A 16,662-nucleotide genomic window follows, 5' to 3' on the forward strand; every position below is an offset into this window, starting at 1 on the left:
CACGGTCAGTCGAGCGATCCGGCGGCCCGTGAGCTGCAGACGCGTGACGTACAGGCACGTGCTGACCCCGAATGCCGAGACACCAGTGAAGATGATCCACCTGTACCCAGCTGCGCCACTCGAGACCGCAAGAAGCGACCCTGCCGCCGCTGCCAGCGCCACAACCAAGAACGCTGCGATAGCGGCACTGAGGACCGCTTCGTGAACGGGTGTACCGCCATCTCCGTCGCCGAACCGGTCGCGAATCAATCCATGGCCGGTGCCACGATCAGGCACTGGTGTCGCCAAGTTGTATGACCTGGAGCCGCCACAGCAGGACACCAACAATCACGATCTCCAGTACGCCGAGAAAGACAGCAACACCTGCGATGCCGTCGCCGCGTTCATTCTCACGGCGGCCGACCTCGATGAAACCGATGACGCCCAGAACAATCGCCGGCAGGAACAAGCCGACCAACGCACTGAACAGTGCGACAACGGCACAGAGATTGGTGGTCTCTGACGGCTCTATTACGGCGTACTCATCGACATCGCTGGGATCGTCGCCGTCGGCGATGGACACCCGCATCCCCGTACGTTCTGTTCGTGGCATGAAAATCTAGATACACCATTGCCGATCGCGGCCGGTCATTGGTGGGTGTAGCTACTACGACAGACTGCCAAACACTGGCTGTGGCGCGGTGACGACTACTCGGGTGGGTTGCGTCGTCGCTCCCGAGCTCATGGCCTCGGCGGCGGGGATGTCATTGAAGCTGTGCGCCGAGTCGCCAGGGCAACGAGAAAGTAATCGGGCCCCGCCGCGTCCTGTCGAATTCTAGGCGCACGATGCGACGTCGCCGGTCGGCTACCGCGGCTAGATCATCCCAGGCGGGAAGTCACACCGTGCGGCGCACGTCGTCGAGATGCCGCCGAGCCTCGCCTAGTCCAAGCACAGCATCCCTGAACTTTGACATTGCACCTGCCATTGTCCGCGTGCTCACCGACTGGTCGTAGGGACTTCTGGTCACCTCGAGTAGATCGTCGCCCAGGCGTGTATCCGGGTGTTCCTGAGCTTCAGTGAGGTCGTTGCGGACTGCTTCGACTTCGGTCTCGAGAGCAGTCAATGCAGCATCAGTGAGAGCCAAGCGTTCGGCGTACATGCTTGCCAGGGTGCGCTCAATCTCAGTTCAGGTAGGCAAGTGATCGCGATGCAAATAGGCGTGTCCGTTGCGGGTCCGCGCGATGCCGTCTGTGATCTTGCGATCTTGAATCAGCATCTGCAACACCTGGACCCGCACACCAGCCTCTTTGGCGGCCGCCGACAAAGTGAGGTACTCGGGGTCGTCTCTCGGATCGATCTCGACTGCTGCCACGCGTGAACGGTATCGCTCTCCGGCGCTCCGGGACATACGGGCTCAGCGTGCCGAGACACTGACCCACAGTGGTTGTTAGCTGTTCGGCTTAGCCCACAGAGTGATGTAGTCGAAGCCGTCGCCGCTCCCATAGCCGTGGCACATGACAGACCTACTGCAGGGCCACTCGTCGGTGCCCCGTGAGCGCGCACGCCACGCGACGCGCGGTGGCGTGTCCGCGCTATCGCGACCCATCAGTGCGACACTGCTTCGGTGGTCGACGCGACAACACCGGGTGTGGACAGCAAGCAGGTCAAGACGGTCGGTGAGCACTGGGTGTGTGCCGAGCTCGCCCGCCGGTCCTGGGCGCCGGCACTGACGCGTGACGGCCTGGCGCGCACCGACATCCTCGCGGTCTCGACCGCGTTGGCACACCGGCCACGTATCGAAGTGCAAGTCAAGACCGCCACCAAAGCGGGTGCCAGAGATGTCAACTGGCCGTTGGGACGAGCGGTCGATCAGGTCGATCACTCGGGTTTTGAATGGTTCATTCTCGCTGTCGTCCCAGCTCCACCGGAGCCCTTGTACGCCTACGTCGTCCCGCGAGACCACGTCGCCGCCGCGACCTTCCTCGAGCACCAGAACTGGCGCACCGACCCGACAGTGCTACCCGGGCGGCGCAATGCGCCGGTCTCCCAGGCCCGGGCATCCGAGCACGTGTTCGCCCGATATCGCGACCGCTGGGACCTCCTGAACCACCCGACCGCCGACATTCCCATCCTGCTGCCCCAGAAACTGCTCGACTCGGCCACCGACGAACGAGTAGGTCTGCCGCCGGGGCACCCCTGGCACACACGCACGCCGCTGCGAGAGGCAGTGGCGGACTAACATAAGTGACGATTATCGGCACGGACGGTAGTTGCACCGATTCGAGTGATCGGCCACCACGGTCGCTGCCATGGACCACACTGCGCGGTGAAGGTCTCATCGTGTAAGGGAGCAGCACCATGGCAACGGCGAGCGACCGATGGGGATCTCGACCACGCGTTTTAGCCGGGGGACCCAACCAAACGCCTGTATCGGGTCCTGATTGCGTCTTCGCCGCCCTCGAGGATCTCGCACACGTTCTTCTTCACCGCCGCCTGTTGAAGCGTCCCCTCTGATTCGATTACAGGCAGTACTTCTCCATGTTCGAGCACGGTGATGTTTTCCGAGCCCGATGTCACGACCACGTTGGCGTTGTGAGTGGAGACGATGAGTTGGCGGTTGCGCTTGATGTTCTTGAGTGTCTCGACCGCCAGATGCCGGATCAGCTTGTTCTCGAGATCGTCCTCGGGCTGGTCTAGAAGTAATGGTGCAGTCCCCATCTGGAGTATGACCGTCAGTAGAGCTGCGGTCTTCTGTCCTGGGGACCCCCGGTCCACGGGCACGAAGTTTCCCGAATCATGCGGGCGGTAGCGAACCGAGACGAGGTCATCTGGAAACCAGAGCATGATGCTGGTGACCGTGTCGAATGTGTCGGCGTTCTCGAGGCGGCTGTAAAAGCGGGCATCGACTTTGACCTTCGATGCGATCTCGGACGCGGCCCCTTTCTCGGTCAGCGCGATGAGTTTCTCCTTGAATTCGGCGACACGCGTGGTGAACTGGGGCGCCTTGGGCTGGTGACCGTTCAAGAAGGAGGCGATGCCGTCCTTCGCGAACGCTGAGTCGAACGAGTCGGGGCAATTTAACAATTCGCGGAGCGAACTACCCAGACTGGCGATGTCGCCCTGATGAAACACCTCGACCTTTGTGAGGGATCGACCGGAGGAGTTCAGCGCTTCAGTGAACGCCTTCCGACGCTCGAAGAGCTCCCGTCGCTTCTCGATGACTGAAGACAGAACCTCATTGATCACAACCTGCTGGGCCGCCCGGCGCTCATCGGAATTCTCAACCGTGCGCAATTCGGCATCCAGCTGCGCTTCTCGTAGCCGATCGTTTGCAGTCTGCTCTGGAGTTGCATGCGACGACCCACCCTGGTCACTCAGCCACGCATTGAGCTCAGTAACTCGTGCTTCCCACTGCTGACGAGTAGGTCGTACCTCCCACTCTGACCTCGCGGACCTCAACACTTCTGACGCCTTTTCCAGGAGCTGCGCTGCACGAATGAACGACGCGGCGCGATCGGAGTGTTCCTCGACGTTCAGGAGCCCGGACGTAAGTCCGCGCAACGCTGTCGACTGTTTGTTCGCTCCGAGTTCAATCTCGGTCGCCAGTTCCTCCGCTGACGCGGATAGCCGGAGTCTGCTCTCAAGCGCCTCGAGTTCCTGGTATTCATCACTTGCCTTGAGCTGCTCGAGATGGCGCAGACGACCCCGCACCTCTTCCAGCTCGCCTCGAATGCGGTCGGCCTTCTCCAACTCGGCGAGCAACTGCCGCAGCTTGTTTCGCTCAGCCTTAAACTTCAGCTGGAGCGATTCATACTCCTCGTCCCACTCTGGTCGCCGAATCTGCGGCATATCATCGAGGATGGTCAGGAAGCTCTGCGGCTCTGATGCCAGCTCATAGATCTGCTTTTGACTGAACACGCGAACCGGCACCCGGTCGGACACACGCCCAGCCTGTGGCTGCCATTGGGATCCGTCCCAAAGCTCGATCTTCGATTGCGTTGGATCAGACCCGGCCCACGTCACCTTCAATGAGCGTCCGTCTCTGACGTACTCGACGGTGATTCGAGTCTCGCTGGTCCACCACCGATGATCCGACTCGACGACGGGATCAAATCTAACTAGATCACCGGCAATGCCTTTTGGCAATTCGCTTGTCCGGCCGAGCGCGAGCCGGAGGAGCTCGATGACAGTTGACTTGCCCACACCGCGGCCGCCGATGAGGCAATTCATCCACGGGCCGAACTGGTACGTTTCGGTGGCTCCTCCGTGGCTCACCTCGAGCGAACGGATATAGCCGTGGTCAACGTCGTTCGGATCGTCGTAGTCCTTGCGGCACCGCCGGATCGACTCGAGCGGATCTGTAAGCGCCAAGCGCAGACCCTCAAGGTCGAGGCGTTCTGCCTTGACGAGGGTGAGGTGCGTGCCGGGTGCCTTAGCAGAGTCCGGGTCTGAGTGAGACCCAGTGGTGAGATGGTGTGCGTCGGAACCTAGGAGCGGCACCCAGCCTGAGGCGTCGGCAGTGCTCAGCGCACTATCATCGATCACCTCAACGGCGTGAATGTGAGGACTTTCACGCAGGACGGCCAAGTCGCGTGGATCGATCCCGAAAACACCCTGCTTCTTGTCTGCATGAGCAGGTACGAACAGTCCACCTAGCTCGTTGACGATCTTCGCCGCAGTTGCAACCGTCACATCGGCCGTTTGGTCACTGCCTCCCCGGGTGCCCTTGTACTGGCACAACGTCAGCGTCTGGTTGACAACCTCGGCTGGGCTCTGGGGATCGAAGATCGCGAGAACGTGAGTCCCATTAGTCACCGTCACCTCGACACCCGGGAAGATGACGAACGGCCTGAGTCCTGGATTCTCGGCCTTAAGATCGGCCAGCGCATCACGCGCTTGCTCGATACCTTCATGAGTGTTGTGATCGGTGACGACGATGCCATCCACGCCGGCGTCGATATAGGCTTGAATCCACTCCTTGAAGGTTGGCTTCGGAGCGCTGCTCCTCACGTCGGCGATACCGCCGTAATCAAATGACGCCGGGGAGTGCGCATGAATGTCAAGACTCCACCAACGCGCCCCCACACCCACCACACCCACCCCTTGATCCGTCATAGCATCGGTTCCGGATTCGTCGGAAACTCCAGCCTGCGTTCGCCCATGCTGAATGTTGTCACGCTAGATGCACTTTCGTGAAACATCCTCGTGCGCATGTTTCGAATCCGTCGAATACCCCGTCCTCACCGTAGGCACCAGGGCCCTTCGGTGTGGCCAAGCGCCCAAGCCCAGGGAGGCCCCAATACTGTTACTCCAAATGCGAGCGGTACCGAAGTGGTGGAGGACAGAGATGTGAGATCCAGTTGGAATCTCGCAAGTCGCTAACAACACCTCTCGGCCATGTCCGGCACCTCTTACGTAATCATCGAACACTGCCGTGCAGCTGTCTATTTCATGGTCTCGTCGATGAAGGAATGCGGTCAGGCCTTCCACCGGCATCTCCACTAGTCACGAATGCGTGAGGAAACTGAACAACATCGAAGATAGACCGACGTATCGGAGTAGGTTTCAGAGTTCAACCGACCCCGTCGACGCATGGCGACTTGAGGAAGACAGCCATCACGCGGTGACGGTGTACAAGCCTGACGTCCACCACACGATCCCATACGGAATGGGGATTCGAGCTTCGGGATTCCGCGTCGGAACGCCGATTTGAGTGATCTGAAGTCTTTCCGACTCGTCAGTCCAGATAGACATCGCCGACATGTCCTGGCGGGGCTCCCTGATCGACCGCGTCGACTACGCCTACGTCGACGGAGCACGCGGCATCGTGCCCATCGGGAGCGGACATCAGGGACTCGTGGTGACTAAGTATCAAGCAGCCGGACAGCGTGTTGCCGTGATCTGGTGGGCAATCTTTCAGTTCTTGGTTACGGTGGCCTACTCTGCGGAAGCGATCCTGTGCATCTCGGCGCGGGCGATCAGTTTCAGGCGTGCCCTGCCGAGAGCGTGTCCGGCGTCCAGTTCGGCGTTGTTGATCCGTTGCCAGCCGTCCAGCCCGATTGGTTGTGTTCCGCGGCCGTCGAGCAGCGAGACGAGGTCCTCGCGGTAACCCTCGCGCGGTGTGTGAATTGGCCTGGCCTGGAAGTCGTCGATCACCGCCCTTGCTACCTCCCGCGCGTCGAGTTTGTTCATGCCTATCCCGCCGGTCGACCCTCGTCGTATCCAACCGGTCACGTAGATGCCATCCATCACGGTGTCGTCGTCTTGCAGCACCCGTCCGCCATCGTTTGGCACGGTGTTGGTGGCCGCGTCGAATGGCAGTCCTGCGATCGATGTTGCGGCGTAGCCGATTGACGGAATCACGAGGCCTGCAGCGGTGATTGTTTCCTGGCCGTCTGGCGCATGGAAGGTGATTGAGTCGACCTGGCCGTCGCCGCAGATCTGTACCGGCGTCGCGTTGTAGTGCAGCCGGACTCGCCGTCCATCGTCATGTGTAGGTCGTGTGCACTGCTGCAGTAGGTCGACCTTGGTCTGGATCGTCGAGTCCGCAGCAGCCTTCATATCGGCAAGAGTCTCCGGATCGACGACGACACTCACCCCGGGCGTTTCCATCAACGCCGCCAACTCTTGGTTGGTGAATGCGCTCTCGCTGGGGCCGCGGCCTCGAGCGAAGTCCGGCCAGCTAGTCTCGCCCGCCTGTTTACTACCTCCGCAAAGCGATGACAGCAATCCCGCCGCCGCGCAGCCTCAGCGCCGCCCTGGCCCGTCGGTCGCGGCCTGACGATGGTTTCCCGGCGCCGCATCTCCCGGCTGATCGTCGCTGGCGAACGGCCCAGTATCCGGGCCTGCCGGTAGCCGGCGTCGGTCAGTTTCTCGATCCGGACGCGCTCGAGCCAGGTCAACGCGTCCGCGCGAGGAACCCCGGCGGGCGATGGGGTAATCGAATGTGGTGGCACCACTTGAGCGTCCCTGACCGCTTCGGCCAGCCGCGTGCGGCCCACTGACACTCGGTGGCCGCCGAACACCCCTGCGACTAGGCCGGTCTCGGTCGGGGCTGACGCCGGCATCGATCTCGTCGAAGAATCGGGCCTTGACCAGTGGCGGCGTTCGGCGGCCACCGGTAATCGCCGGGACGATGCCGAACACACGCGTCCAGATCAGCGCAAGGGTCTGGGGCACACCCGCTACCGATACTCGACCGCGGTGCTGCAACTCACGAAAACCCGCTCCCGAACCTCAGGCGGCAACGGTAGTCGATCTCTGCCTGGCATACAGCACTCCAATCAGGAATGTCGCAGTCACCGATTGAGCCAAGACGTAGCGCCACCGCAAAGACCAACTGCGGCAACTGTATTGTGCAGGTTTCGCCTGCAGTACCGGCGCGGGTCGATATTGCCATTGGTGTGAAATGGACCTGTCCGACATCGGTGCAGACTCTTGGACGGTAGATGTCCAACAGGTGTAGTCACGTGTTAGCGCAACCTTCTATCACCGATTAGGCTATGAAGGCTCCGCTGTGCGAAGTCCTTCTGGGGCTCCGACATTGGCGCTGGCGCGGACGATCAGTTGCGGCTTGCACGTCTTTTCGGTATCGAGCTGAGCCCACATCGCATCGATCATCGGCTGCAGGAACAGATGTCCCAGCTGCCGCACCATCAGCCCGACCACCTGATCGGCGACTGGTCGGCTGGTCGATGCGGCACCTGCCGTGCGCAGTTCGATGACCTGGTTCCGCGATAGGTCGGTGAGCCGTTCCAGCAACCGGCCGTCGCCGCTCGGGTCGAGTAGCGCGCGACGCATGTAGCCGATGAGCGCCGGGTGCTCGTCGAGCATGCGCCGCACCGCCCCATCACGTGCGGCCGCCACTTCGGCAGGAGCACCGTCGCCCGGCACGGACGCGATCGCCGCGGCGTGGCGGTCGACGATGTACTGCTCGACCGCCGATCGCAAGCCGTCCTTGGTCTTGAAATGATGCTGCACCAGTCCGACCGCGACACCCGCGCGCGCCGCCACCGCTCGCATGGATACCGCCGAAACCCCTTCGGCGGCAAAGAGTTCCAGCGCAGCGTTACGAATGCGCGCCTTGGTCGTCAGATCGCTGTCGATCGGCTCCCCGCTGGACATGTCACCTCCACTCGAATGGACATCATACAGATTTCCGCATTTCAGTACATTTGCTCATATTCTAGGACATTCGTATAGTACGATGATCGATACCGTAGCAGGAGGATTTCATGGCAGCTCGAGAAGCAGTGATCGTGGGAGCGGTCCGCACCCCGGTCGGACGGCGAGGCGGCGCGCTGCGCAACTGGCATCCAGTCGATCTGCTCGGCCAGACACTGCGCACGCTGGTCGATCGGACCGGCGTGGACGCATCGCTGATCGATGACGTGATCGCCGGTTGCGTACTGCAGAACGAGGAGCAGGGCGGCAATCTCGGCCGGCACGCGGTCCTGGCCGCGGGACTGCCCGAGTCCGTGCCCGCGGTGACGGTGGACCGGCAGTGCGGCTCCGGACAACAGGCCGTCAGTTTCGCGGCGCAGGCGATCGTGGCCGACTGCGCCGATCTCGTGATCGCCTGCGGCGTCGAGTCGATGTCCCGGGTGCCGATGCCACCGGCGATGAGGCCGGGCGCGCCCCTCGGCCCGCAGTACAGCCCGCGCGAGCTGGTCCGCTATAACGTCGATTCGGAGCGCGGCGAGCTGATGGCGCAGGGCGCGTCGTCGGAGCTGATGAACGCCCGATTCGGCCTGACCCGTGCCGAGCTGGACGACTTCTCGGCGCGTAGTCACGAGCGCGCCTGGGCCGCAACACAAGCCGGAAGATTTGCCGCTCAGCTGGTGCCGCTCACCATCGATCCGGCCGACCCTGCGTCCGACCCGATCACCGCCGACGAGGGCATCCGTCCATCCATCGATCGAGACAAAATATCCACGCTACGAACGGTTTTCGCCGATGACGGCCAGACCACGGCCGCGAACTCGTCGCAGATATCGGACGGCGCAGCGGCACTGCTGATCGCCGATCGCGACTTCGCCGGCCGGCACGGGCTGACGCCCCGGGCCCGTTTCCGGGCACTCTCCGTGGCCGCGGCCGACCCTGTCATCCAGTTCACCGCGATTCTCGACTCCACCGCAAAGGCGCTGAAACGCAGCGGGCTGGCCGTCGACGACATCGACCTGTTTGAGGTGAACGAGGCGTTCGCCGGGGTGCCACTGATGCTCCAGAAGCACTTCGGCGTTCCGGACGACAGGCTGAACGTCAACGGCGGGTCGGTCGCGATCGGTCATCCGCTCGGATCGACCGGCGCCCGAATGCTCACCGATCCGCCGAACGGACAGCAGGTCGAGCACACGGACGGTTACACCGTCACGCTGCCGATTGGCCCCAAAGGATCTGGCAGCTCGTATCGCTTGAACGACAACGCTACGCAGCAAGCATTCCCATTGAACTACCGAGGCGCGGCAAAAGTACATGGCCGCAACGTATATGAGTACAACTCGACAGGGACAGGTGCAGTAAAGAGCCCATCGCTGCTGAAGACGCTCCCACCTGCGCTACCCGGTACGATTGCCGCACAGTTGATGCCGAAGCTTCCCCCTGCGAGTCAAGAAGCCATCAAACAGGCCGGTCCGATCCCAAGTGCGATACCACTGTCCTACGTGGCGACGACGAACTACGACCTGCAGGTCGACAAGCAGCTTGGGTCACCGCTAGCGGTCGCGATCGACCGCACGGTAACCGCGTATGCGGATCTTGGCGGAAAACAGATCGAACTATTACCCGTCTTGCAACTAAACGTGAAAACGACTGACAAGTCGGTTGCGAGCGCAGCCAAGACCGCAAAAAAGAGCGGGCTCATGCTGACCGCTATGAGCACATGGCTGCCAACCATCCTCACGATCCTTGGTGTGCTTCTACTCCTCTGGACAGTGTGGCGGGAAGTGCGGCGGCGGCGATCTTCGGTGGATGGCGTCAGTCGACGTCAACAACCGGTGAAGAGCTAGACGCCGAACTCAGCCAGTGAATTATCCGCCGATGGTGGCGCTCTGGTTCAACCCCGTGGCGTTGCGATCCACGCTCTGCATGAGTGCGACGCAGCACACTATCCCTGGTTGGCTAACACCCGATTTCTTAAACGATTGGAGTAAGTGATGAAAATGCAAGCAGCGGTTCTCTGGGGTCCCGGTGAGGACTGGAGCGTCGAGGATGTCGAGCTCGACGGACCCCAGGAAGGTGAGGTGCTCATCCGCTACGAAGCGAGCGGGCTATGCCACTCCGATGATCACGCCCGCACTGGTGATATGCCGATCGCGGTACCCACCGTCGGTGGTCACGAGGGTGCAGGAGTCGTTGAAGAAGTCGGTCCGGGAATCAAGAACCTGCAGCCCGGCGACAAGGTCGTCTGCTCGTTTCTGCCAGCATGCGGGCATTGCCGGTGGTGCTCGACTGGGCAACAGAATCTTTGCGACATGGGCGCGTTCATCCTCGCCGGCACCATGCTCGACGGCAGCTACCGCCGCCGCGCCCGTGGAAAGGACCTCGGCGCCCTATCGTTGCTGGGAACCTTCGCTGAGTATGGGACGGTCCACCAAGAATCCGTGGTGAAGGTCGACGACGACGTTCAGCTTGATCGAGCGTGTCTGCTCGGTTGCGGAGTGACGACAGGTTGGGGGGCAGCGGTCAACACCGCAAAGGTCCAACCGGGCGACACAGTTGTCGTCATCGGCTGCGGCGGCATCGGCGCCAGCGCGATCCAAGGTGCCCGAATAGCGGGCGCCGAAAATATCGTCGCGGTGGATATCGTCGAATCAAAGAAGCAGCAGTTAATACCGCTCGGGGCAACACATTTCTGCACGAGCTTCGAGGAGGCCACTGCGCTTGTTGCAGACCTCACCCGCGGTGTGATGGCCGACTCAGCGATTCTCACAGTGGGGGTTGTCGCCGGCGAAATGATCGGACAGACGCTGGAGTTGGTGCGAAAAGGCGGCGTCGGGGTTGTTACTGGTATTGCCCCGGCAACTGAGAACACTGCAACCATCCCGTTGATGATGTTCACGCTCTTTCAAAAGCGTTTGGCTGGAAGCCTCTTCGGCGAAGCCAACCCGAGAGCAGATATTCACCGGCTGCTCAGACTGTACCGAGACGGCCAGCTGAAGCTTGACGAGACTGTCACCGCCGAGTACCAACTCAGCGATATCAATCAGGGATATCAAGACATGTTCGATGGCAAGAACATTCGCGGGATCATCACGCACAGCCACTGAGATGCAAGCACGCACGGAGGAACACATGATCGACCAGAACACGCTGTTCATCGGCGGTACATTGTCACCAGCCCACGCGCCAGAGCGGATCGAGGTATTGTCCGCGGCCACCGAAGAAGTCATAGGAAGCGCACCAGCAGCAGATGCGGACGATGTCGACGCCGCGGTTGCCGCGGCACGACGTGCATTCGACGATCCTCGCGGCTGGTCGGCGTGGAGTCCCGACGAGCGCGCAGCAGCGATCGAGCGGTTTGCTGATGAGTTGGAGGCGCGTGCGCCGCAGCTCACCGAATTGGTCTCGTCCCAAAACGGGATGCCGATTGCCATCGCCGGAATGCTCGAGTCCGGGCTTCCCGCGACCGTATACCGGTATTATGCGAACCTCATTCGGACTACGGAACTGGAGCAGACACGTCCAGGCCTACTCGGTGGCCGCGCGATTGTTCGCCAGGCCCCAGTCGGAGTGGTCGCCGCGATCGTGCCGTGGAACTATCCGAACCTGGTCACTGCACTGAAGGTGGCGCCTGCGTTGGCCGCCGGCTGCACCGTAGTGGTGAAGCCCAGCCCAGAAACAGTCTTGGATTCCTACATTTTCGCCGAAGCGGTCGTTGCTGCGAACATACCGGCGGGAGTCATTAACATCGTTCCTGGGCGGGCGAGTACTGGCTCATACCTCGTATCCCACCCAGGCGTCGATAAGGTCACGTTCACCGGATCGACCGCCGTCGGCCGTCAAATCGCAAAGACCTGTGGCGAGCTACTCCGCCCAGTCACGCTCGAGCTCGGTGGAAAGTCGGCAGCGATCATCCTCGACGATGCTGACCTCACTGCGAACATCGAGGGACTTTTTCAGGCGACGCTACTGAATAACGGTCAGACCTGTGTGCTGAATAGCCGAATTCTTGTTCCTCGCACGAGGTTCGACGAGTCCCTCGAACTCTTCGCCGGACTCGTCAACGGTGCCGTCATCGGTGATCCACTTGATCCGAGTACACAGGTCGGACCGTTGGTCAGCGCTGCGCACCGCAACCGAGTGGAGGCACACATCGCAAAGGCCAAGAGAGACGGTGCGAACATTGTTGCCGGCGGCGGTCGGCCAGCCCACCTCGATCGTGGCTGGTATGTCCAACCCACCCTTTTCTCAGACGTTGATCCGTCAAGTTCCCTTGCACAAGAGGAAGTATTCGGACCGGTACTCGCTCTTATGCCATACGACGATATCGGTCAGGCGGTTCAGATCGCCAACGACTCCGCATACGGATTGGCTGGCACCGTATGGACCGCTGATGAGTCTCACGGTATCAAGATCGCCGAACAAATCGAATCCGGCACGGTAGGCGTCAACTACTACATGCTCGATCCCGTTGCGCCATTCGGCGGTATCAAAGCGAGCGGCTTAGGCCGCGAACTCGGTCCCGAAGGTCTCGCGGCGTGCATGCGGACCCACACGACGTATCTGTCAACGAGCGCGTAGCCGCCCGCGTGTCGTTCCTGCCGCACTGTCCACCGCGCGCAGGAACGACACCGCACTGATCGTGAGGTTATTTACATGACGGCGACCCACAACGACTGGCGCTACGGCGACAAAGTCATAGTGCCAGCACCGTACGCAGTGATACCGGCGTTTGGCTACGTCATCGGTGAACCCGACCGTCTCGGATCCATCCCCATTCGCATGGACGACGGATCCGCCAGCTGGTACCACGCAGACACACTCGTCCGGCTTGCAAGATGATGACGTAACCGCGAGGGATGTCCCGGCGATCTTGTGAGACTTTCTTACTGCTAAGAGCTGCGCTTCGCACGGTGCCGGAACCGTCGGTGATGAATCATCCGGCCAGCATCCGTCAACTGACGAAGAACGCCGACCCGATTCAGTACCAACGACTCGCCACCATCCGGTGTCAACGAGCTCTGTCTACCTCTTGGGATGGTCGCCAGCAACACTGACCCCGGCCGTCGACGAGTACAGCTCGCCCCCTGGGCGAGCATCAGTGTGGCGCCCGAATGCCGAAGTTTGTTCGGATGCTAGTGACCAAAGCCGCCCGCGTGGCGAGCCGAGAGAACGTGTGGCTGAGGTTGACTGAGTCCACTGGCGTGCCGACCTCAGTGGAGCACAACGGCCGTGCCCGTGCCTTGCGCTGCCAGCTTGCAGTTTCAGATCGGTCAGACGGCTGCATTGCCGACGCAAGATCCCGACTAGTCTCGGCGTCAGGCACAACACCCGGCTAGAACGCCTGGTCTCGATAGCAGATGCTCTTGTGTATGTCAGGTTGGTTGGCGTGTTTGTGCTGGTAGGACGGTGTTGTAGACCTCGCGGGCAACGTATCTTTTCAGGCATCTGATGGCTTCGCGTTTGGTTTTGCCGTCGGCGATGCAGCGGGCGAGGTAGTCGCGGGTGGGTTGGTGGCGGCGGAGCCGGACGGTGACGATGGTGTGCAGCGCCCGGTTGGCTTGCCGGTTCCCGCCGCGATTGAGGCGGTGTCGCACGGTTTTCCCGCTGGATGCTTCGATCGGCGCGACGCCGCAGAGTTTGGCGAACGCGGCTTCGCTGGTGACGCGGCCGGGGTTGTCACCGAGCGCTACCAATAGGGTGGCGGCGCTGTTGGGTCCGACGCCGTACACGGTGAGCAGGGCTGGGCAGGCGTGGGTGGCGAGGCGGCCGATCTGATGTTGCAGGCTGTCGGCTTCGGCGGCCAGGTGCTGGTACCGAACCGCGAGCCGGTATAGCACCAACAGCACTGATTCTGTTGGGGTGGAAGGATTGTCAGCGAGGCTGAGTTTCGCGCAGGTCGACACCAGGCGGCGTGGGCTCAAACCGGAGAGCTGTTCACGGACCGGGGCGGGTGCGGTGACGAGTAGGTCTTGCATGGTGGTGATGGCGACAGTTTTAGCATGCACGGCACTGGTGCGGGTGAGCGTGAGGATGCGGAGCATCTCGATATCGGCGCTTGTGTGGATCATCGACGATCGATCGCCGCTCGATCGGCGCACTACCCGCGCTTGAGGCCTGCAGGTGCGGCCAGATGTGGCCGGCCTCGACGCCCAGAGCGGTGGCGATGAGGTAGGCCGATTCATCGCTGATCTTCTCGCCCCGCCGCGCCCGCGTGAGGGTGCTGTCCGACACTCCTAGTCGGCGATGCGGTCCACGATCGCACGGCGCTCCATCTCATCCGGTTCGACAGAAGTACTGGAATTGCCCGACGACTCGGCATGAGTCTGCGTGGATGCCGCGCCGCCGTGGTGGTCGTCCGATGCCATGCCCGGCCTTTCTGTCGTGATCGCTGGAGCCGATGGCGCTCACTGTAACCGCTCGGCCGGTGACCATAGTTGGTCCATGTCATAGACCAGCGGCGGGTGGGCCCTTACTGGTCACGCAGCGGCGTGTCGCTGACGTCTGGCTGACTGGTCGGTGACGGCAATTGACAGCCGCTGACCCGAACTGACCTCTGATTGATATGGAACTGACAGCACGGCGTCCTGTTGTGTGGGTTGTGCACCAAACATGGTGCATACCAACTACATTCACTCAGGAGATGCAGTCATGCGTTTGAAAATCGATACGACCGATTCCCGGTTTCTGGTGACCAAGGTTCCGGAAATCAAACTGAGCTTCGATACCGGTGCGCCCCGGCTGGACCCGGCAACAGGGCTGGCCCAGTACGTCGTGCAGATGCTCGCCCTCGACGAGAGCGGCGGCGAAATCCTGAACGCGACGGTCGTGGGTGATCCAAAACTATCTGTCACCCAGCAGGTTTCGGTGACCGGCCTGGTTGCGATTCCCTGGAGTCAGGGAGACAGGTCGGGCCTCGCATTCCGCGCCGCGTCCATCACCCCCGCCGACACCACCGCGGCAACGCGGCAGAAGTAGCAGGTCGGCCAGGACGATCCTGATACGACCGTCCTGGCCGGCCATCGCCGGGCCACGTGTGGGCCCGCACACCAGTCCTCACGTCTCATCGAGACCTCGTTTCGCCTGCGCACCAGAGGAAACCACCTCATGAACAACACCCCCTCAACACCCAGCAGCGGTACACCCGATACCACTGCCGACGACATCGCCGGATCGATCGTGACCGGCGTGTGGCGACTGGTCCGATTCATCCTGGTGTGGGCTTGGCGCCTCCCCGTGGTCTCGGTGCCCGCGATTAGTCTTGGTGTCCTGAACTGGCAGACCGGACTGTTCTGGACCATCTTCGGCGCGGTTCTGATGGTCGTGGTCGTTATTGCGTGGGCGATGTGGTATCTGGCCTCGTTACGACAGATCACGATTGACCGCGTCAGATTCCACCATCTGGTGTGGCGGCGCTACCGGTCCTGGGCCGCCATCTGTGTCGATTGCGGCCTCGCGCGTACCTCGGCCGATCAGATCGCCGTTCCACAACTCGTGCGCGTCCAATTCACGCCGACTGATGATGTGCTGACGGTACGGCCGCTGCGCGGTCAGACCATCACCGATTTCCGCAAAGCCGCCGAGGCGCTCGCAGACGCATTCACCGCCGACAGCGTCACCGTGATCCGTCCGAGTCCGGCAGTCATCACGCTGGCCGTCCGACGCGCCCAGCCGCTCGCCGAACCCATCACCCCGGCCCCGACTGCCTCACCGGCGGCCAGTCGTGGTGGGTCGCGGCGGTGGTCATTGCACCTCGGGCAGCGCGGCGACGGGTCGCCGTGGCGGCTGTCGATCCTGGGGACTCATCTGCTGATCGGTGGGGTCACCGGCGCCGGCAAAGGATCGGTCCTGTGGTCGCTGATCGGCGCCGCCGCACCCCTGACGGCCGCCGGCGACGTGCAAGTGTGGGTGGCTGATCCCAAGGGCGGCATGGAATTCGGCGCCGGTGCACCGTTGTTCGCCCGATTCGCTTACACCCCCGAGGCGATCGCCGAGCTCCTTGCCGACGCTGCCACACTGATGACCGATCGGGCGGGGCGTCTGCGCGGGGTTACCCGGCTACACGCCCCGACATTATCTGACCCGTTGATCATCATCGTGATCGACGAACTCGCGGCTCTGACCGCGTTCGCCGACCGCAGCACCAAAACCGCGATCGACAAGCACCTCGGACTGCTGCTCACCCAGGGTCGCGCAGTCGGTGTGAGTGTGGTTGCCGCCGTGCAAGACCCATCGAAAGAAATCGTGCCGATGCGGCAGCTGTTCCCGGCCCGCCTCGCTTTGCGGATGGCCGAGGCCACCCAGACCACGATGATCCTGGGTCCAGCCGCGGCTGACCGCGGCGGGCCGGCGCATCAGATTCCGGACGATCTGCCCGGGGTCGGCTACCTGGCCCTTGATGGTGCCGCCGCACCAATCCTGGTGCGTGCCTTCCACTACACCGACCGTCACATCGACGACCTGGTCCGCCGCTACGGCCGCGCCGCCGACGACGCCAAATAGGAGATCGGGACAGTGCCGTC

The 16,662-nt window shown here is 62.1% G+C and carries 15 protein-coding genes and 1 pseudogene; 7 read left to right on the top strand and 9 right to left on the bottom strand.

Annotation, left to right across the window (positions count from 1 at the left end; all coding sequences use genetic code 11):
- Positions 1–268: 268 nt before the first annotated feature.
- From AB4Z55_RS27405 to AB4Z55_RS27415, 3 genes are all read right to left on the bottom strand, one after another.
- Positions 269–562: a hypothetical protein gene (locus AB4Z55_RS27405; RefSeq protein WP_369521192.1), complete on the bottom strand. Its 294-nt coding sequence runs from the start codon at positions 560–562 to the stop codon at positions 269–271.
- Positions 563–875: 313 nt separating this feature from the next.
- Positions 876–1,139 (bottom strand): hypothetical protein, encoded by a 264-nt coding sequence (locus tag AB4Z55_RS27410; RefSeq protein WP_369521193.1) that lies wholly within the window; start codon positions 1,137–1,139, stop codon positions 876–878.
- A gap of 27 nt (positions 1,140–1,166) precedes the next feature.
- Positions 1,167–1,352 carry a hypothetical protein gene (locus AB4Z55_RS27415; RefSeq protein ID WP_369521194.1) on the bottom strand — a complete coding sequence of 62 codons (186 nt, stop codon included), beginning with the start codon at positions 1,350–1,352 and terminating at the stop codon, positions 1,167–1,169.
- A gap of 252 nt (positions 1,353–1,604) precedes the next feature.
- Between AB4Z55_RS27415 and AB4Z55_RS27420 the strand changes: the two genes are divergently transcribed.
- Positions 1,605–2,219 carry a hypothetical protein gene (locus AB4Z55_RS27420; RefSeq protein ID WP_369521195.1) on the top strand — a complete coding sequence of 205 codons (615 nt, stop codon included), beginning with the start codon at positions 1,605–1,607 and terminating at the stop codon, positions 2,217–2,219.
- 161 nt (positions 2,220–2,380) lie between these two features.
- Here the strand turns inward: AB4Z55_RS27420 and AB4Z55_RS27425 are convergent, their stop codons facing one another.
- The 4 genes from AB4Z55_RS27425 to AB4Z55_RS27440 all read right to left on the bottom strand — a co-directional run bounded on the left by AB4Z55_RS27425 (position 2,381) and on the right by AB4Z55_RS27440 (position 8,104).
- Positions 2,381–5,080 (bottom strand): TrlF family AAA-like ATPase, encoded by a 2,700-nt coding sequence (locus tag AB4Z55_RS27425; RefSeq protein ID WP_369521196.1) that lies wholly within the window; start codon positions 5,078–5,080, stop codon positions 2,381–2,383.
- 837 nt (positions 5,081–5,917) lie between these two features.
- On the bottom strand, positions 5,918–6,577 hold the full coding sequence (locus AB4Z55_RS27430) for a hypothetical protein (protein WP_182374531.1): 660 nt from the start codon (positions 6,575–6,577) through the stop codon (positions 5,918–5,920).
- A 14-nt stretch (positions 6,578–6,591) separates the two neighbouring features.
- The gene (locus tag AB4Z55_RS27435) at positions 6,592–7,047 is read right to left on the bottom strand and encodes a helix-turn-helix domain-containing protein (protein WP_350339598.1); all 456 of its coding nucleotides are present in this window, start codon (positions 7,045–7,047) and stop codon (positions 6,592–6,594) included.
- A 433-nt stretch (positions 7,048–7,480) separates the two neighbouring features.
- Positions 7,481–8,104, bottom strand: coding sequence for a TetR/AcrR family transcriptional regulator (locus AB4Z55_RS27440; RefSeq protein WP_182374529.1), 624 nt, complete (start codon positions 8,102–8,104; stop codon positions 7,481–7,483).
- A gap of 110 nt (positions 8,105–8,214) precedes the next feature.
- Here AB4Z55_RS27440 and AB4Z55_RS27445 point away from each other — a divergent pair.
- From AB4Z55_RS27445 to AB4Z55_RS27460, 4 genes and pseudogenes are all read left to right on the top strand, one after another.
- Positions 8,215–9,306, top strand: a pseudogene (locus tag AB4Z55_RS27445) (acetyl-CoA C-acyltransferase); the annotation flags it as partial.
- A complete protein-coding gene (locus tag AB4Z55_RS27450) occupies positions 9,295–9,987 on the top strand; it encodes a porin PorA family protein (RefSeq protein ID WP_369521206.1) in 693 nt (230 codons plus the stop codon). The pseudogene AB4Z55_RS27445 and the gene AB4Z55_RS27450, both read left to right, overlap by 12 nt.
- Positions 9,988–10,134: 147 nt before the next feature.
- Positions 10,135–11,247 carry an NDMA-dependent alcohol dehydrogenase gene (locus AB4Z55_RS27455; RefSeq protein WP_182374528.1) on the top strand — a complete coding sequence of 371 codons (1,113 nt, stop codon included), beginning with the start codon at positions 10,135–10,137 and terminating at the stop codon, positions 11,245–11,247.
- Positions 11,248–11,272: 25 nt separating this feature from the next.
- The gene (locus tag AB4Z55_RS27460; RefSeq protein ID WP_182374527.1) at positions 11,273–12,721 is read left to right on the top strand and encodes an aldehyde dehydrogenase; all 1,449 of its coding nucleotides are present in this window, start codon (positions 11,273–11,275) and stop codon (positions 12,719–12,721) included.
- Positions 12,722–13,515: 794 nt separating this feature from the next.
- On the opposite strand, the gene AB4Z55_RS27465 is transcribed toward AB4Z55_RS27460, so the two are convergent.
- Together AB4Z55_RS27465 and AB4Z55_RS27470 are read right to left on the bottom strand one after the other, a co-directional pair.
- Positions 13,516–14,211, bottom strand: coding sequence for a transposase (locus AB4Z55_RS27465; protein ID WP_182374526.1), 696 nt, complete (start codon positions 14,209–14,211; stop codon positions 13,516–13,518).
- Positions 14,212–14,376: 165 nt separating this feature from the next.
- Positions 14,377–14,508, bottom strand: a complete 132-nt coding sequence (locus AB4Z55_RS27470) for a hypothetical protein (RefSeq protein WP_258325139.1) — start codon at positions 14,506–14,508, stop codon at positions 14,377–14,379.
- A 283-nt stretch (positions 14,509–14,791) separates the two neighbouring features.
- On the opposite strand from AB4Z55_RS27470, the gene AB4Z55_RS27475 reads away from it, so the two are divergent.
- Both AB4Z55_RS27475 and AB4Z55_RS27480 read left to right on the top strand, forming a co-directional pair.
- Positions 14,792–15,118 carry a hypothetical protein gene (locus AB4Z55_RS27475; protein WP_182374525.1) on the top strand — a complete coding sequence of 109 codons (327 nt, stop codon included), beginning with the start codon at positions 14,792–14,794 and terminating at the stop codon, positions 15,116–15,118.
- 129 nt (positions 15,119–15,247) lie between these two features.
- Positions 15,248–16,642, top strand: a complete 1,395-nt coding sequence (locus AB4Z55_RS27480) for an FtsK/SpoIIIE domain-containing protein (RefSeq protein ID WP_182374594.1) — start codon at positions 15,248–15,250, stop codon at positions 16,640–16,642.
- Positions 16,643–16,662: the final 20 nt, after the last annotated feature.

The sequence above is a fragment of the Gordonia sp. ABKF26 genome (assembly GCF_041103195.1).
Classification (GTDB): Bacteria; Actinomycetota; Actinomycetes; order Mycobacteriales; family Mycobacteriaceae; genus Gordonia; species Gordonia terrae.